At 40.4% G+C, this 18738-nt stretch carries 14 protein-coding genes; 4 read left to right on the top strand and 10 right to left on the bottom strand.

Annotated elements, in window-relative coordinates; translation table 11 throughout:
• Positions 1-119 precede the first annotated feature (119 nt).
• The 3 genes from PTI45_RS07710 to PTI45_RS07700 all read right to left on the bottom strand — a co-directional run bounded on the left by PTI45_RS07710 (position 120) and on the right by PTI45_RS07700 (position 6151).
• A complete protein-coding gene (locus PTI45_RS07710; RefSeq protein WP_069326981.1) occupies positions 120-1217 on the bottom strand; it encodes an acetyl-CoA carboxylase carboxyltransferase subunit alpha in 1098 nt (365 codons plus the stop codon).
• Positions 1218-2117: an acetyl-CoA carboxylase, carboxyltransferase subunit beta gene (gene accD / locus PTI45_RS07705; protein WP_069326980.1), complete on the bottom strand. Its 900-nt coding sequence runs from the start codon at positions 2115-2117 to the stop codon at positions 1218-1220.
• 233 nt (positions 2118-2350) lie between these two features.
• Positions 2351-6151 (bottom strand): DNA polymerase III subunit alpha, encoded by a 3801-nt coding sequence (locus PTI45_RS07700; protein WP_069326979.1) that lies wholly within the window; start codon positions 6149-6151, stop codon positions 2351-2353.
• A gap of 232 nt (positions 6152-6383) precedes the next feature.
• Between PTI45_RS07700 and PTI45_RS07695 the strand changes: the two genes are divergently transcribed.
• The gene (locus tag PTI45_RS07695; RefSeq protein WP_069326978.1) at positions 6384-8336 is read left to right on the top strand and encodes a methyl-accepting chemotaxis protein; all 1953 of its coding nucleotides are present in this window, start codon (positions 6384-6386) and stop codon (positions 8334-8336) included.
• Between the two features lie 274 nt (positions 8337-8610).
• Here the strand turns inward: PTI45_RS07695 and PTI45_RS07690 are convergent, their stop codons facing one another.
• The 6 genes from PTI45_RS07690 to PTI45_RS07665 all read right to left on the bottom strand — a co-directional run bounded on the left by PTI45_RS07690 (position 8611) and on the right by PTI45_RS07665 (position 15564).
• Entirely contained in the window at positions 8611-9948 is a 1338-nt protein-coding gene (locus tag PTI45_RS07690; RefSeq protein WP_069326977.1) for a DRTGG domain-containing protein, read from the bottom strand.
• 226 nt (positions 9949-10174) lie between these two features.
• Positions 10175-10522: a YlbF/YmcA family competence regulator gene (locus tag PTI45_RS07685; RefSeq protein ID WP_069326976.1), complete on the bottom strand. Its 348-nt coding sequence runs from the start codon at positions 10520-10522 to the stop codon at positions 10175-10177.
• A gap of 140 nt (positions 10523-10662) precedes the next feature.
• Entirely contained in the window at positions 10663-11349 is a 687-nt protein-coding gene (locus PTI45_RS07680; RefSeq protein WP_069326975.1) for an HAD family hydrolase, read from the bottom strand.
• Between the two features lie 86 nt (positions 11350-11435).
• On the bottom strand, positions 11436-12827 hold the full coding sequence (locus PTI45_RS07675; RefSeq protein WP_069326974.1) for a hemolysin family protein: 1392 nt from the start codon (positions 12825-12827) through the stop codon (positions 11436-11438).
• Positions 12828-12889: 62 nt separating this feature from the next.
• The gene (gene yfkAB / locus PTI45_RS07670) at positions 12890-14023 is read right to left on the bottom strand and encodes a radical SAM/CxCxxxxC motif protein YfkAB (RefSeq protein WP_069326973.1); all 1134 of its coding nucleotides are present in this window, start codon (positions 14021-14023) and stop codon (positions 12890-12892) included.
• A gap of 98 nt (positions 14024-14121) precedes the next feature.
• On the bottom strand, positions 14122-15564 hold the full coding sequence (locus tag PTI45_RS07665; protein ID WP_069327102.1) for a bifunctional metallophosphatase/5'-nucleotidase: 1443 nt from the start codon (positions 15562-15564) through the stop codon (positions 14122-14124).
• Between the two features lie 108 nt (positions 15565-15672).
• Here PTI45_RS07665 and PTI45_RS07660 point away from each other — a divergent pair, with 108 nt between their 5' ends.
• The 3 genes from PTI45_RS07660 to PTI45_RS07650 all read left to right on the top strand — a co-directional run bounded on the left by PTI45_RS07660 (position 15673) and on the right by PTI45_RS07650 (position 18267).
• Positions 15673-16404, top strand: coding sequence for a molybdenum cofactor biosynthesis protein (locus PTI45_RS07660; protein ID WP_069326972.1), 732 nt, complete (start codon positions 15673-15675; stop codon positions 16402-16404).
• An 89-nt stretch (positions 16405-16493) separates the two neighbouring features.
• Complete coding sequence (locus tag PTI45_RS07655) at positions 16494-17540, top strand: HD-GYP domain-containing protein (RefSeq protein ID WP_069326971.1); 1047 nt, start codon at positions 16494-16496, stop codon at positions 17538-17540.
• A 97-nt stretch (positions 17541-17637) separates the two neighbouring features.
• Positions 17638-18267, top strand: a complete 630-nt coding sequence (locus PTI45_RS07650; protein WP_069326970.1) for a 3'-5' exonuclease — start codon at positions 17638-17640, stop codon at positions 18265-18267.
• A 68-nt stretch (positions 18268-18335) separates the two neighbouring features.
• On the opposite strand, the gene PTI45_RS07645 is transcribed toward PTI45_RS07650, so the two are convergent.
• Entirely contained in the window at positions 18336-18662 is a 327-nt protein-coding gene (locus tag PTI45_RS07645; protein ID WP_069326969.1) for an MmcQ/YjbR family DNA-binding protein, read from the bottom strand.
• Positions 18663-18738: the final 76 nt, after the last annotated feature.

Genomic DNA, 18738 nt, shown 5'->3' with positions numbered 1-18738 from the left:
GTTTTCCCAACATGACTTGCCGAAACCATTCAACAAGTCCCAACAATTAAATTTACTACAGTTTGTCTACTTTGTATAGAAGATTGTCAAAATTCCTCAGAAATTGTGGAAAGGCTCGATTAGGAATGACGTTTAGAACGTGAAGATTTAGCTTTCATTTCTTCTTCATTCCCAAGAATAGGTTCCACATCGGATTGCAATTCTTCTTGAGGTTGATCTTCTATATTCACTTCGGATCTACTCGCTGGCAATGTGCTCATCGCTTGCTCTGTAAATTCACCAATTTTACGGAATTTCTGATAACGATCTTCAATCAATTCAGCTGCATTCATTCGAGATAATTCTCGTAAATGAACAAGCAGATGCTTTTTGATCGCTTCACCTGTTGCTTCGTAATCTTTGTGTGCGCCACCTTTAGGTTCAGGCACGATGTCTTCTACAACTTCCATACGAAGCAAATCTTCCGCTGTAATCTTCATTGCTTCTGCGGCTTGATCGGCTTTGGACGCATCTTTCCAGAGGATGGATGCTGCACCATTTGGAGAAATCGCTGAATAGATCGCATTTTCTAACATAAGTACACGGTTACCTACACCAAGTGCCAGCGCACCGCCACTACCGCCTTCTCCGATCACGACACAGACGACAGGAACACGTAGCTTCGCCATTTCCCATAGGTTACGAGCGATCGCTTCAGACTGTCCGCGCTCCTCTGCTGTATTACCCGGATAAGCACCCTTGGTATCAATAAATGTAATAATCGGACGCCCAAATTTCTCAGCTTGCTTCATCAGACGCATCGATTTACGGAATCCTTCAGGATGCGGACTGCCAAAAAAGCGAGCAATATTATCTTTGGTATCTTTACCACGTTGATGACCAATAATCGTTACAGGATGTCCATCCAATTTGGCGATACCGCCCACAATCGCTAGATCATCACCATACATACGATCACCATGTAACTCCATAAAATCACTAAATACGATCGAAATCAGATCCAGCGAAGTAGGACGTTGTTGATGTCTTGCCAGATGCATTTTCTGCGCAGGTGAAATCTGACTATATATTTCACTTTCCATCTGACGATATCGTTCTTCCAAACGTGTAATCTCATCGTTGAAATCTATTCCTTTTTCCTGTCCGAATTGCTTCAGCTCGTCAATCTTTTTACGCATTTCAACGAGAGGCATTTCAAAAGGCATCTCTCCTGCCACTTAAAATCCCCCTTTTCCACTGTGAAAATCCAACAATTGCGATAATGTAGACTTCATCTCTTTACGATGAATCACCATATCGAGTTGACCATGTTCCATATTAAATTCTGCGGTCTGAAAATTCTCTGGCAATTTCTGACGAATCGTCTGTTCAATAACAATACGTCCAGCAAACCCGAATAATGCTCCCGGTTCAGCAATATTGACATCTCCAAGCATGGCAAAACTTGCAGATACTCCGCCCATCGTAGGATCGGTAATTACAGAGACATACAGTCCTCCATTTTCTTGAAAGCGAGCCAAAGCTGCGCTTGTTTTAGCCATTTGCATCAGACTCAAAATACTTTCTTGCATACGTGCTCCGCCTGAAGTGGAGAAAATAATCATCGGGATCTGACGAGCATCTGCATGCTCAATCGCACGAGTAATCTTTTCACCTACAACCGAACCCATACTTCCGCTAAAGAAGTCAAAGCTCATTACAGCAAGTACTGCCGGTTGACCATCGATCAGACCTTCACCTGTAATAACGGCATCACGTAGTCCAGAGTTCATTTTCTGTTGCTCAAGCTTGCTTGCATACCCGGGGAATTTCAAAGGATCTTTGGATTCCATACGAGCATCCATTTCGGTAAATTGTCCATCATCTACTGTCATCATAATGCGGTCAATCGCATTCAGACGCATATGGTAACCACAGTTAGGACATACTTTCAGGTTTTTCTCCAGTTCTTTGCTGTAATGAATCGTGCCACATTTGCTACACTTGTTCATTAAGCCTTCTGGAATCTCACGTTTGGGACGCTCTTGTGGTTCTTCACCAGACTCTGTTTCATTCCCCCAACGTTGGGATGGAATGGTCGCATATTTCTTTTTCTTTTGAAATAAATCTCTAAACACAACTACACCTCTCCAGCCATGTACGTATTCCTCAGCGATGGAATTCATATCATATATTGTTCATTTATACCGAGCCTAATTGGACTTAAAAGAATAACGAAGCGGTTACAGCACTTTAAGCCCACATAATGGGATAATGATAACATACCACACTTTTTTATCGCAACAAAGATAAGTGAAGATAAATTGGCACATTGACGGGTTGACAATCAATGTGCTCTAGCATAATAGACTTATTTTACTTTAACTGTGCCTTCGCCTAACATCTGCTCCATTTCCTGAAATAGCTCAGGTGAAGGTTTGATGCTATACGTTTCACTAAGATCAAATAATTTTTGCGTTTCTTCATAAAATAACAACGTACCTACAGGCCCCGGATGACTCGCTAATAGCTTTTTGAGTACTGCTAATTTATCTGCTTGTTGAGCTTCTTTGGTAATTTTGATAAATACACGTTGCTTCAATACCGGTTCAGGATGACTGTCGGTATGAGGTGCATCATTTACTACACTGGCTACACCTGAAGCAGATGAAGAAGGAACTGTCTCTTGCTCAGTCGGCGCTACACTTTTCGCAGACGTTGTACTTTTGGTATAAGGCTTAGCGGTTGAAGTGGATGACGATTTGTTGGTCTGTTTGGTCTGTGCAGTAGCTTTGTTTTTGGCGATATACATACGTTGACGAGCTCTGGTCGCTAATTCGCGTGCAGACTCTTCACTCAACGTCACTACTTCTTCAGCTAACAATTTGAATCCTTCATCTTCTTTTTGCAATTTACCACGTACACTGAGCAGTAATCCTTTATCTACTAACGCACTACTTTTACGCCACACTTCAGGGAAAAGAACAACTTCGCACCGTTCGATCTGATCTTCAAGCTCCATAAAAGCCATCGATTTTCCTTGCTTGGTTGTGATCAGTTTAAGCGATACGACCATACCTGCTACAGCGACAATACTTTCATCTTCGCCTTCATGTAGGTTCATCAGACGGGACAATCCACTATCTTCGATCACTTGCTCATAATCATCTAACGGATGTCCTGATAAATACAATCCTAACAATTCACGTTCAAATTCAAGTTGTTCTCCGGTTGTATAAGGCGCAACATCTGGATAAGACACTTCCCAGTTATGAGTCTCTACAAATCCCAAATCGGCAAACATTTCTATCTGTAATTCTTCTCGTTCTTTGCGCCATTTGGCAGCTTCTTTGATCGTATCATCAAGCATCGTTAATAATTGGGCACGGTGTCCAGGTAGACTATCAAATGCACCTGCTTGGATCAAAGATTCAATTACACGCTTATTACACGCTTTGGGATCGACACGACGGCAAAAGTCGATCAGGCTGTCATACGGACGATCTTGACGTTCTTTAATAATGCTATTAATCGCTTGTGTACCGACATTTTTGACTGCGCCTAGACCAAAGCGAATATTACCTGTAGATGAAGAAGTTTGTGATGAATTCGGCGACTCTGACGATGAAGCTGTATCTTGAGCCTCGGCATTCTCATCATCAGTTGCCGATTCTTTAGATAATAATTGTTGCTCTAACTCTTGTTGCATCGCTGCTGTTACCGGAGTAAATGTCACTCCACTGGTATTCACATCAGGTGGTAATACTTCTATACCGATACGACGACATTCCAATACATATTCAGCTACTTTACGATGTGTTCCCATTACAGCGGTTAACATCGAAGCGATAAATTGTACCGGATAATGCGCTTTGAGATAAGCCGTCTGAAAAGCAAGTACACCATAAGCTGCTGCATGGGCTCTCGGGAATCCGTAATCTGCAAATCGTACAATCATATCGTAGACCACATTAGCTTCTTGTTCAGTATAAGACTGTTCTATACTTCCTTTAACAAAATGCACCCGTTCTTCATCCAAAATTTCGCGCTTTTTCTTCGAAACCGCTCGGCGTAGCAAATCCGCTTCTGCCAGTGTAAATCCAGCCATCTGTGAAGCAATCTGCATAATCTGCTCTTGATACACGATAATGCCATACGTATCGCTCAGGATCGGTTCCAAATCGGGATGTGGATATTCTGGAACGGTACGACCATGCTTGGATTCAATATATTTGGGAATAAAGTCCATTGGACCCGGACGATACAAAGCCACCACCGATACAATATCTTCAAAGGCTGTAGGCTTAAGATCACGCAACACACGTCGTACACCTGGAGATTCCATCTGGAACACGCCCATTGCATCGCCTTGGCTTAGCATTTCATAGGTCTGTGGATCATGGTCTGAAATCTTAGAGAAATCAATAGGATGTCCTTCTTGTTCTGCTATCCATGTCATACAGCGTTCCATAATAGATAATGTACGTAGACCCAGAAAGTCCATTTTGAGCATACCAATCGATTCTAGACTTTCCATCGGATATTGAGTCAATACGGCAATCTCACTACCTTCTTGGATTGGCACAATATCAGTTAATACTCCACTTGAAATCACTACCCCTGCGGCATGCGTAGAAGCATGACGTGGCATACCTTCAACCTTAAGCGCTGTATCGATCATTTCACGAACAGGTGCAGACTTTTCATAACGATCACGTAATTCGGGAACTTGATCTAACGCTTTGCTGATTGTCATGCCAACTTGAGCAGGAATTAACTTGGCGGCTTTGTCTGTATCTGCGTAAGGAACATTAAGTGCTCGTCCTACATCACGTACGGCTGCACGCGCAGCTAATGTACCAAATGTAATAATCTGTGCCACATGGTCTCTTCCATATTTGGAAACGACATATTCGATCACTTCATCACGGCGTAGATCACTAAAATCGATATCAATATCAGGCATAGTGATCCGCTCAGGATTAAGAAAACGCTCAAATAACAATTTGTATTTGATCGGATCGACATTGGTAATTTCCAGTACATAAGCAACCAGACTTCCTGCTGAGGAACCCCGCCCGGGGCCTGTTACAATGCCTTGAGCATGTGCATATTTCATAAAGTCCCATACAATCAGGAAATAATCGGCAAATCCCATACTACCAATTACTTTTAATTCATAATTTAAACGTTCTTCGATGTTTTGACGTTCTTGAGGATCTGTCCAGTACATCGTATCTTGATAACGTTGCTCTAATCCTGTACGACACAATTGTTCCAAATAACGTTCAGGTGATAATTCATCTGGAATCGGATAATACGACGGTAAAAGTGATTCGCCAAAAGTCAGTTCCAATTCACAACGATCTGCAATAACGTTTGTATTCGTAATCGCTTCAGGCACATGACGGAATAACGATTCCATTTGCTCACTGTCTTTTAGATACAATTGATTCGTTGGAATCCGAAAACGACCTTCATCATCCATCGTTTTACCGGTACCAATACAGATGAGAACATCTTGCGTTTTGGCATCTTCTTCTGTTAAATAATGAACGTCATTGGTAGCGACTAATGGAATATTAAGCTCTTTAGCTAGATTGATTAATAACGGCATTACTTTTTTCTGTTCAGGAATATGATGATCTTGCAATTCTATATAGAAATCTTCACCAAAAATCGCTTGATAACGAAGAGCGGCTTTTTTGGCTTCTTCCGGTTGTTCATGTAATAAATGTTGTGGAATCTCTCCTCCAAGACAAGCACTCAGGCAAATAATACCTTCATGATACTGTTGCAATACTTCAGCATCCACACGAGGTTTGTAATGGAATCCTTCTAAATGTCCAATTGAACTTAATTTCATTAGATTACGATAACCGATCTCATTTTTGGCTAGTAACAATAAATGATGAATCGGTTGATCTTTACGTGCTGCTTTTTCTTTACGTGATCCAGCAGTGTAATACACTTCACAACCAATAATCGGCTTAACACCATGTTGCTTACACGCTTTATAAAATGGAATCGCTCCATACATTACTCCATGATCGGTAAGAGCCATTGCTGTCATGCCTGATTCTGCGGCTTGGCTCACAAGATCCCTTATGCGCGCAGCCCCGTCCAGTAGACTGTATTCGCTATGCACATGCAGGTGAACAAATGGGGTCATACGCTTCCCTACTTTCGCTAAAATCATTGATTTTCAGATCGGTTTTGAATCACAATCCATTACTTCTTATTTTATCATATCCGTCAATAAATGATGCATCTGTTGTTAGATAGGATGGGTTATTACGCTTATTTCGACATATGCTGACAAAAATTCTAAACTTATTGAAATATTTACCGATAAAATCATCAATATCAAATTTGATTGATTTTATCTATCGGGGGAAATAACAATGAAAAAGCAATTGATTATGATTATGTCGTTAATCGCACTTATTCCATTACTGGTGTACGGAACGTTCAGTATGATTAGTACAAGCAACAAAATTGAAAAAGATGCGTACAGCATGAATGAACAGAATGTGAATTTGGTTCTTCAAAAAACAACAGCTTTAATTAATTCGGAAATTGAGATGTTGCAACAATTATCTGAGAATCCAGAGATCAAAGAATATATACCTGCACAATTACCACAAGTTAAAAATTTATTATCATCTGTCGGCAAATTACATCCTGAAATTCAAGCGATTATCTTTACCGCTACAGACGGACAACAAATTGCTAAAAGTTCAGATGGCGATTTGAGCAATACAAGTGATCGTGATTATTTCAAACAATTGATGGCGACTCAAAAACAAGTGATTTCGGATATTTTGGTCAGCAAAACGACTGGTAAAAAGATCGTTACTGTTGCTTACCCTGTATTCGATACGACTAACACACTAAGTGGTATGCTTCAAGTGACTTTACCTTTAGATAATATGAGTGCATATGCCAAAGAATTTTCTACAAACGGTCAGACAGCTTATATTGCAGACCGTACAGGAACAATTCTTGCTCATCCTGATACAAATTCACTGGATAAAGATATCAAGGATACTCCTTCTTTCCAAAGTGCTTCGCAAGGGATTGCAGGCACACTATCGTATGGTGAAAAATCAGATCGAGTATTGGTTTCTTATGCCAAAGATCCGTTAACCGGATGGAGTATTTTTAGTGAAAAGCCGTATAACTTAATTATGGCGGATTCTACTATTCTATTACGGAACAGTATCATTATATTAGTGATCTCTCTGATCCTTGCTATTATAGCGGGTTACATTTTCTCTACTCGTCTAACCAAACCGATTATGCAATTGGTTAAAGTTACAGAAGCTGTAGCAAATGGCGATCTTACATCCACATGGGATATCAAATCCAAGAATGAGATCGGTGCATTATCTAATGCTCTAGCGACGATGACAAACAGTCTACGAGAGATGGTGTCTCATTTAAAAGATACATCCCTTCATCTTGCTTCTTCATCCGAACAATTAACAGCGAGCGCTGGTGAGACGTCTAACGCTTCTCAACATATCGCTTTATCGATTCAAGAAATGGCTGAAGGCTCAGATCGTCAAATGGAATATGTAGGGCATACGTCAACCACCGTGAACCAAATGGCAGATGGTATTCAAGGAATCGCAAGTAGTGCTCAAGAAGTGGCTTCCAAAGCAGTTATGGCTTCAGACAAAGTTAATGAAGGCGATACCGCTCTCAAAGCGGCTGATACGGAAATCAATAAATTGAAATTTATTTTCGGAGAGCTTTCCGGTTCGGTTCATAGTCTTAACAATCATTCAGAAACGATAGGACAGATTGTTAATGTGATTGCGCAGATCGCTAAGCAAACAAATCTATTGTCACTGAATGCCGGAATCGAAGCTGCTCGTGCAGGAGAACATGGTAAAGGATTTAGTGTAGTGGCTAAAGAAATTCGTAACTTAGCTGATGAAGCTTCTTCTTCTGCCAGTCAGATTAGTGCTCTAATCGATAGTATTCAGTCTGAGATTCACACAGTTGTTGATCGTACAGAAGCAGGCTCTCAAGAAGTACTTCAAAGTATTTCGGCTGTGCACACGGCAGAACAATCATTTGGCCTGATTCGTCAGTATGTACAAGAAGTGACTTTCAATATCCAAAGTGTATCAGATGCTTCTTCTACACTTTCAAAAGGAACAGAGCAAGTGATCCGTTCGGTTCATCAAATGTCAGACATTACGAATACCTCGGTAGGTGAGATTGAATCGGTATCTGCTGCAACTGAACAACAATTAGCTACGATGGAAGAAATTGCTGCTTCTTCTGAAGTATTATCTGATGTCGCTCAAGAGTTAAAAAGAATGGTCGAGAAATTCCAGGTCTGATGATGGGTTGCTGTAGTGAGACTAGGATGGATACATGAAATAGGAATTTTGTAAAAAAAGAAGCACTACAGGATCAAATCACCTGTAGCGCTTCTTTTTATTGAATGTGGATAGCACTTATACTGCCAAGTGCTGATCGTAAGATATTTTGCTTTGCAAAAATCACTTTTTACTGAAATGGGTCGCACTTATGGTGCCAAGTGCTGATCGTAAGATATTTTGCTTTGCAAAAATCACTTTTTTATTGGACTAGGCGCACTTATGGTGCCAAGTGCTAGTGGTCAATGGATTGTAAGGTTAGGATACATTTGGCTACGGGTAGTTCATCGTAGGACATTTGGATTTCTAACTTACATGTGCGGCGGCTGGATTCGAGTACAATTGGACGAATGACTACCGCATCTTCAATCTGTATCGGACGTAGAAAATACGTACTCATATTGTCTAACACGTAATCGAATCCGCTTAGTAATTTGGCGGTACGTGTTGCTGCTTGGATCATGACTGTTGTTAAGATCCCCTCGGAAATAGTTCCCAAATCGGTAGCCATCTGCGGGGTAATAAAGCCATGGAATACGATACCACCATCTTCATCTTTTTCTTCTGCAAATCCATTCCAGATCAAATGATCGAATGTTTCACCTGTACCTGTATTCGGTTGTTGCTGGGCATCTCTCATCGCTTGCAGTACTTCATGACGGGTCACCGTGCTGATCAATTTGCGATTACGATCGACGATTGGTAAAAAGTCGACACCTTCCCACATCATCGTCTGTGCGGCTGAAGCAAGCGAAGTCTGTAACGTCGCTGTAATCGGGCGACGAATTAATACTTTTTCGATTGGCTGTTCTGCGGGTAGTTCTTCGATTTCTTTTCGTCCTACAATCCCAATCACTCGATTCCATTCATCCACGACCGCTAAACGTGCATAGCCTGTTTTCTCAGTCATTTCACGAAAATCTTGAGCTGTACTTGAAGCTTTAAGCACTTCTGGCTTCGGCTTACCTGCAATAATATCTTCAACCAGCATAATTTTCTTTTTGATCATTCGGTCAAAAATAGCACGGTTGATCATTGAAGCCACTGTAAACGTATCATGACGGGATAAAATAATAGGCAAATCACATTGATCTGCTAAAGCTTTCACTTCTGTACTCGTGCCGAATCCTCCGGTAATCAAAACAGCTGCTCCATGTTCCAGTGCAAGCGAATGAGCATCTTCACGGTTACCGACAATCAATAAGCTTCCTGCTTCAACATAACGCATCATCGCTTCGACTTTCATCGCACCGATCGCATATTTCACAAGCGTTTTATTCAGTCCACCGCTTCCGCCAAACACTTGACCGCCGACAATCTCAGCGACATCAGCAAATGTAAGTTGCTCTGAGATTCCGCGTGGTTTCTTTTCTACACGTATCGTACCTATACGTTCACGGGTCACTACGATTCCCATATTTTCGGCTTCTTTCACAGCACGATAAGCAGTTCCTTCGCTCACTCCCATATGTTTGGCTAGTTTACGAACAGAAATTTTACTGCCTACTTGTAGCTTTTCAATATGTTGCAATAACTGCTCATGCTTTGTAATCGTCTCATCCTGTTCTTCCAACTGTAACACCACCGTTCTTGATCTGTATCACTCTGAATTGATTATAGCACAAAAACAAGCGCCTCCAACCATAGATATCTGGCTAGAGGCGCTTGTGATGGCACTATTTTGATATATCTTTTTAAAAATACATATGTATTCAAAAAAATATATACTTTAAATTTAGGATAGTTATTCACCTGTTATAATTTCATTATAGCTATTTACTGAAACAGATGATCACGAATTATACGTTGTCGCCGCCGTATAGATCGCTCAAGCTTTCTGTAATAATTTTGTTGATATCTTCAATAATTACACTTAGACGTTGCTCTGCATCGAACAAACGACGAATATTCAAGTTCAAGTTCAACACTTCAAATACTTTTTCCATTTGTTCCATTTCTTCCGGGTTCGGCATATCTCCAGACATCATACGTTGTTGAACTTCCATTTGACGCGTACGGAAATCATCTAACATACGTTTGCTTTCTGGATCACTTTCGATCAGTTTCATAGCAGCTGTAATATCTTCTACTTCTTTACTTTCACGGATCGATTTCGATAGTTCATTAGCTTTGTCATAAATATTCATTATTGTATCCCTGCTTTCTTTAATATCATTTTTATATTGTACCCAATCATTTGCGATTTGAACTTTTACAGATTAACTGATTTGGTTACAGAAGTAAAATAACGGACACTCATATAGAGGTAAACCCCTTATTTTACAGGTTATTCTGCTTGATCATAAAGCGTAATTAATTGGTCAAATGAAGTAATAATCACGTCCGAACCTTCCAGTTCAGCAGTATCTCCAAAGTCTGCATAATTACAGCCAATCACAACCTGTCCATTCTTTTTGCCTGCTTCAACATCGGAAGAACGATCTCCGACCATCCATGCTTCGGTCACATGATGGGTAGTCATCAATAATTTCACCAGATCGACTTTGGAAGCCGTATTGTACTCTCCAGCACTGTATACTCCTTCAAATAAAGTCGTTAATTGATGAACATCGGCTGCGCCTTTAACATAGCCTTCTAGACCATTACTCGCTACAAACAAACGTACACCTTGATCATGCAAATACTGTAGCGTTTCAGTCACTTGTGGATACATTGCAGAGATGCCAGCTTCCATTTCGTCTAATTGCAATTGTAACAATAATTCATTCGCTCGTGCCACTGTAGGCGCTCCAGCACCTGGAATAACACGTTCCCAGATATGTTCTAACAACATGCCCAGACAGCTCAAAATAATTTCTTCCGGTGGCGTTTCTCCGTAATATAGACCTTCTTGTTTTAATATTTCAAATGTTTTGTGATAGGCAGGTAAAAGAACCGTTTCCGTCTGAAAAAGAGTACCGTCCATATCAAACATCATCGCTTGAGGCTTGTGTAACTTCGGCTGTTCATTCATCAGTGTAGCTCCTATCTCTATGTATGATGGGCAGCATAACACTGCCCTCAAATCAGATCTAACTTATGGTATAGCACAACTATTATTTAATCGGAATCATTGTCATGATCGTTATCATCATCTTCAATCTCAGGAACAGGATAAATACGTACACGCATAATGCGCAGACGTTCTGCTTCAGCCACTTCGAATGTGACGCCATCCAGTTCTACTTTACCGCCTGTTTCCGGTACACCTTCAAGCTCTTTAAACATCCAACCACCGATTGAATCGACTTCATCATCATCGATCTCAACACCACTTAACTCATTGACATCTTCGATCAACATCCGTCCATCGACTGAAATGGTATCGCCATCTCGTTCCAAATCAGGTCGTTCATCTTCAAATTCATCATACAATTCGCCTACGATTTCTTCCAAAATCTCTTCTGCGGTTAAAATCCCTGCGGTTCCACCATATTCATCGACAACCAATGTCAATTGAGAATGATTCTTCTGCATCATCTGTAAAACATGACTAATTTCCATTGATTCAGGCACATTCAAAATAGGTCGTGCCAGCGCCACTAAATCATACGGTTGGTTTACAGGAGATAATAATACATCTGTAATATGCACAAAACCGATAATTCGGTCTTTATCTTCTACGGCTACAGGGTAACGTGAATGTTTGGTTTCATTGATAATCGCCAAATTTTCTTCTTTGGACAAATTCGTATACAAACAAGTCATATCGGTACGTGGCAACATGACTTCACGAGCAAGTAAATCAGAGAACTCAAAAATATTGTTCATCAGTTCCATTTCGCCTTCATCAATCACACCGCTTTTGGCACTTTGATTCATCAAAATCCGGATTTCTTCTTCCGAATGAGCAGCTTCAGCTTCATTAGCAGGTTCAATACCTACTGTACGCAATACAGCGTTAGCAGCTGCATTTAATACCCAGATAAACGGGAAAAATACACGGTAAAAGAATAATAATGGTGCTGAAAGCAATAACGACACGCCTTCTGTACGCTGAATCGCTAATGATTTTGGAGCCAATTCCCCTATAACGATATGTAGAAATGTAATTACAGCAAAACCAATAATAACGGAAATCGTCGTAACTAATGGAGATTCACCGAATCCTAACTTATACATAATTGGTTCGACAAGTAATTCCGAGATCGCAGGCTCACCAATCCAACCGAGTCCAAGAGATGCCAGCGTAATCCCAAATTGGGTAGCTGATAAGTAAGCATCCAGCTTCTTGTTGACCTTAAGCGCGTATCCTGCAAGCTTGTTGCCTTCACTCTCTAATTGAGTCAAGCGAGAATGGCGTACTTTCACAAGTGAAAATTCAGCAGCTACAAAAAAGCCATTTAAAAATACGAGCAGTAAAACCAAAGCCAAATTCAATACTAAAGTTCCTATCTCAAACTCCGAATGGCCCAACCAGAACGCCCCATTTCTTCCATAGTTAATCAGCATTCTGCGTTATTCTGTTGTTGTCTCTATTTTACTTCAGTGGATAACGCAAAATGCTTATTGAATTACAAAATAGCTTGTCTTGATTTAAAATCTGTATCTTTGTAATACATATCTGCAACTAATAGATTCGGTCCACAGCAAGATGCAATATCACAATGGCAATTGACAGTCTGATTTAACGGATGATTGTTACTCCATTCGCTAAATACATCGTCAAGCTGACTATGAGACACATTCCCAAACGCTGGAATCGCTGCAAAATCGGTTACAAATACATCACCTGTAAACATATTCACATTGACCCGATTACGTCCATCTGGATCATTACGGACGGTAACATTAGGTTCACGACGCAGACGCTGAATCAATTGACGATCTTCCACTTCTGAATTACAAGCAAAAAACGGCAATGTTCCAAATAACATCCACATGTCTTGATCCCGATGATCCAACAGATCATGAATCGCTGTGCGGAATTCAGCCAGTGAAACTACAGGTAGATTAGCTGCAAAGTCAGCCGCATACATTGGGTGAACTTCATGACGACGACAACCCATTTCTTTGATCAATCGATGAATCTCAGGCAACTTGTGATGAGTACGATAATTGATCATCGTCTCTGCCGAAATAAACATACCGGCTTTGCTTAATATTTGAGAATTTTCAATCATTTTATCATACATTTTGACAGCGACTTCACGAGGAACAGGATGTCCGCTATTCGCAAAACCCACCTCATGAAAATCATCTACCGATGTATAGTTAAATGAAATATGCATCACATCTAAGTACGGCAATAATTTCTCATACCGACCAATATCCAATGTTAAATTAGAATTGATCTGTGAACGAATACCACGCTCACGCGCATATTTAAGCAAAGGCACGATGACTTCATCCACCGTTTTTTTGCGGAAAGTCGGTTCACCACCTGTAATACTGATCGTCTGAAGATGTTCTACTTCATCTAATCGTTTGAGCATCAAAGGCAAAGGAATCATATCAGGTTCACGCATGACCAGTGAATCTCCAACCGCACAATGTTCACAACGCATATTGCACAGATTCGTCACCGTCATCTCGACACTGGTTAACGTATTACGTCCAAACTTGCGAAGTGATAGCAACGGGTCCCACGGATCATAACTTGGGGATAACTCTTTGAGTGGCCATTCACTTCTTTGTATTACTGTCATTTGCTTTCACCTTATTTCATGTATTAACCTTAAATCATGTATTGCATAACGTTCTTTGACTCATTAAATATGCAAAATATGACGCAAGATCTCATTTATCATACCATAAACCATCGTTTTTCGGCAGACGCTAACGCTGCTCCTGGTGTCTGTAACTGCATCCGTAATAGATCGCGGATAAATTCAGGCAATATATATTTGACCTCGTTACTTTCACTAAGCGACATATATCCAATCCCAAATGTAAACATATCCAGACAACCTACACTGTATTCTTTCTCAGCTTCGAGTGGTTGATCCCCTAACTGAATATGAGTAATACGATCATAAGCTGGTCGTGATAGATCATACGAGATATCAATGCCATCTACACAGAGACAACCTAATACTTTACCTCGAAAACCAAATCCCATAATCGTTTTGTGTGTAAATTCAGGCAACAATGATTGCTCTAACGCTAATTTGATATTTTTCCCTTGAAGCAAGGTTACACATGGATTAACAGGCGATGGACACAGACGATGTAGCAGACCTTCTGTCACTTCTCCTGCGGGCAGATCAGCCAGTAGTTGACCTGCATTCACGATCGACAACTCTGCCCCTGTAAATTGACGTACAGCCTGTGCAAGCAAATTACCAAATGGAGACTCTGTTTCGTAATTAATTTCAATAGGCGCTTCTAACATGGCGACTGTACGATTCATACGTTCTTCTGCACGTTGTCGATGAAGAACAATCGCATTTTCAATAGAGACATCTCGTTCCATATTTTCGGTGATTGGAATTAATCCACCATCCAGTAGATGAGCACGAGCGCCTTGTGTATCTTTTTTCCAGACCATTTCTCCGATATACTGACCGAATTTGCCTGCGGCTCCAAGTACCGTTGTCCCGATCCATAGCGGACGATCTAGCACATGGTGACTATGTCCTCCCAAAATCACATCGATCTCAGGTAACTGCTCAGCAAGCTTCTGATCGGTCGGTAATCCCAAATGAGACAACACAACCAATAAATCTACCTCGCCCCGTAGCTTGGCTACCCATGGCGCTAGACTAGATATAGGATCACTAACATTCCAACCTAAGAGTTCATAATAATCGCTATATTGCGCTGTTGCTCCGATAAGACCTATTTTCCATGTTCCTTTGTGAATAATCCGATGTGTCTCCATCCATACAGGCGGAACACCACTCTCTATCTCTTCTACATTACTACAAATAATCGGGCAGCTAATACCCGCATACGCTTGATTCAATAATTCTGGTGTATACGTCAGACCTTCGTTATTACCGATCGTTATCGCATCATAACCGGTCATATTGATAATATCGATATTGGCTCCACCTGACGATCCTTCTGTCTCGATAGACATCCGATCCATATGATCTCCAATATCCAGTACCAATAGTTGATCTTCACCACATTTTTGCTTACGATCGGCTACTATCGCTGCAATCGCACCCATATTTTCAAAATGACTATGGATATCATTCGTGTGTAATAGTGTTAATGTATCTTCAACTTCATTCATGTCCATCATTTGTATATCCTCCTGCATCCGATCCCTTGAATTAGGGTTATAATAGCTATATGAACTTATGATATATTAAAGAGATCCAAAAAGCACATGGAGGCGTTTAATACTATGCAACAATATACTATCCGATTATTTGCAGGTCTTGCTGAACGTGTTGGCAAATCGCAAGTTATTATAGAAATTCCGCAATCTCAGGACATATCAGTCGCCCAAATGAAAGAACTTTTGTCTAGGCAATATCCTGAAGCAAAAATAATGATTCAAGGAGCCTTCGCAGCTGTTAATCAAGAGTATGCTTTAGCCGATAATATCATTAAGCCTGTGGATGAAATTGCTTTGATTCCTCCTGTATCCGGTGGCTCAGGAATAGAACCTAGCACTTCACAGACACCGGACGGTTTATACCTCATTACCAGTGAGCCCTTACAAGCTGAAGAAGTGATCGCTAAAGTGATTGATCCCAATCACGGGGCAACACTCACGTTTATCGGAACCACTCGTGAAATGACAGGTGCTATGCAAACTGTTCATTTAGAATATGAAGCTTATATACCTATGGCACTTCATCAGTTACAGAAGATTGGAGATCATATTGCATCCACATGGACAGGAACACGTTGTGCGATCAGTCATCGTATAGGAACTGTTGGCATAGCGGAGACCAGCGTGATTATTGCTGTCTCTTCTGCTCACCGCAATGATGCGTATGAAGCCAGTCGATTTGCTATAGAACGTCTCAAAGAAACCGTACCAATTTGGAAAAAAGAGATCTGGGCAGATGGTTCAGAGTGGAAAGGGGTTCAAACAGGTCCTTGGAACCCTACTCAGCCAAAATCTTGAGCTATAGGAACTGATTTTAACCATTGATCCTGCTTTTTTTTCCTGATATGATACATTTACAATTTGTTTAATAAACGGGGTGCCCACTATTGAGAGTGCATGTTACCGATTTGAAGCCGGGAGATACGCTTCTTAGAGATACATTCAATACATTCGGCATTCATATTATGCAAAAGGGCCATACTCTTCAGCGGGAAGATATTGCCAAGCTGCTACAGCATGGTGTGGATGATGTCGACATTGAAGAAGTTTTCTCAGAACCTGCCGATATTAGCCAATCTTTATCTAGCCATCCCCTTCAAGATGCTAAAGTTCAATTTAATAGCGCTTTAGAAGGATTTGAAGATTTATTTTTGAATGCTGCGGCGCGCGGAGAATTCGATGGCAGTCAGGTAGATGACAAGCTAGAACCTTTACTTACAGAATTACAAGAACAAAAAGATGTCGTATCTGTTTTACTTTTTCTCAACGATGATAATAATTATACCTATACTCATTCTCTTCAAGTAGGGATGTTATCTTATTATTTAGCGACATGGATGGGATATACAGAACAAGAAGCATATCAAGCAGGCAAAGCCGGTTATCTACACGATGTAGGTAAATCCAAAATACCGAGTCATATTTTAAATAAACCCGGTCGGCTAACTACAGAAGAATTCGAAGAAATGAAGCGTCATACGATTTATGGTCATGATATCATTATGCAATCTACAGGAGATAAGATCAGTGCAATGGTTGCTTTGCAACATCATGAACGTATGGATGGCAAAGGATACCCTCACGGACTTAGCCTTGATGAAATACACCCTTTATCACGTATTACAGCTGTAGCGGATGTATACAGCGCTATGACGACAGCACGAGTGTATCAGACCAAACAAGAATTGTTACGTGTATTGAAAGAACTGCACAAAATGAGCTTTGGTCAATTGCACGCCGAAACCGCGCAAACGTTTATCCGAAATATGTTGCCCAATTTTATAGGCAAACAAGTATTGCTCAGTTCTGGAGAAGTTGGTCAGATTATTATGACTAACCCATCTGACTTCTTCCGTCCATTGATCAAAACGGATAAAGGATTCACAGACTTGGCGATGCAATCGAATTTGGATATTGAAGAAATTTTTATGTAAAGATATGACCGCAAGAACAGGAATAAGCTGAGAACGATGTTTGCGTTCTCAGCTATTTTTTGTCTACACCATAGAATAGATAGGAGCTTAAAATAGTATGGATTTTGTTACTGTTGACTTTGAAACTGCCAATTCCAGTCGATCTAGCGCCTGCTCGATTGGAATCGTAGAAGTAGCCCAAGGCAAAATTGTATTTGAACAAGAATGGTTGATCAATCCAGATCAACATTTTGATCCGATGAATATTAGTATTCATAAGATTACCCCTCATATGGTGAAAGGACAACCGACTTTTCAAGAGTTATGGCCAACCCTATTGCCTTTTTTTGAAAATAAATCGATTGTGGCGCACAATGCTTCATTCGATATGAGTGTGTTACGTTATTGTCTGGATCGTGCATCACTGAACTATCCGGCTTTTAACTATTATTGTACGTATCTATTGAGTAAAAAAATACTGGCACATATGCCTTCTCATAAATTAAATATCATTTCTAATCATTATGGGATTACATTTAATCATCATGATGCATTAGAAGATGCACGAGCCACCGCTAACGTGTTATTGAAATTGTTAGAACAAGAACAACATAACAGTCCCGCAGAACTCGCCAAAGCACATGGGTATCAGATCGGGCAGATGTATGCAGGTGGGTATACTTCTTTCTCCGCTTCTGCTGGGAAGAGCAAAAAGAAATTCGCATTCCGTCCTAACACAAGAAAATAAAGATAGTTTATTTCCCAGATGCGAACCATTTACTTCGCCTTTATAGATAAGGACTGTATAACAGAATATTACTTGGTCATTTCATAACTGGTACTGATTAAGTACTTCATATCTTTTGCCGAAATAGAACCGTCCAATATCAACGAATTCCAATGGTCTTTGTTAAGATGATATGCAGGTATGATAGACTCATATTCTTCGCGCCACTGCTCGATCATACCCGGTTCACATTTCACATTTATCCAGATATGATCTTCTCTTTCAAAAATCCATGCGAACGTTTTTTTGTTGTGCTGGTGTCTGATTAAAGTCCAGTTGTCATCTTTAAACGGATGATCTGCATATACATTATCGTATGCCATACAGTAATCTATCGCTTCTTGCCTGCTTTTCATGTTGGTTCATTCCTTTTTTAGTTGAAATAGAATTTAATAATCGACATTCACTATGCAAAACAATACAAAAAAAGAC

This window comes from Paenibacillus nuruki (genome assembly GCF_001721045.1).
GTDB classification, from domain to species: domain Bacteria; phylum Bacillota; class Bacilli; order Paenibacillales; family Paenibacillaceae; genus Saccharibacillus; species Saccharibacillus nuruki.
Note: the sequence above shows the minus strand (reverse complement) of the source record. Positions and strands in the feature narration are given on the sequence as shown.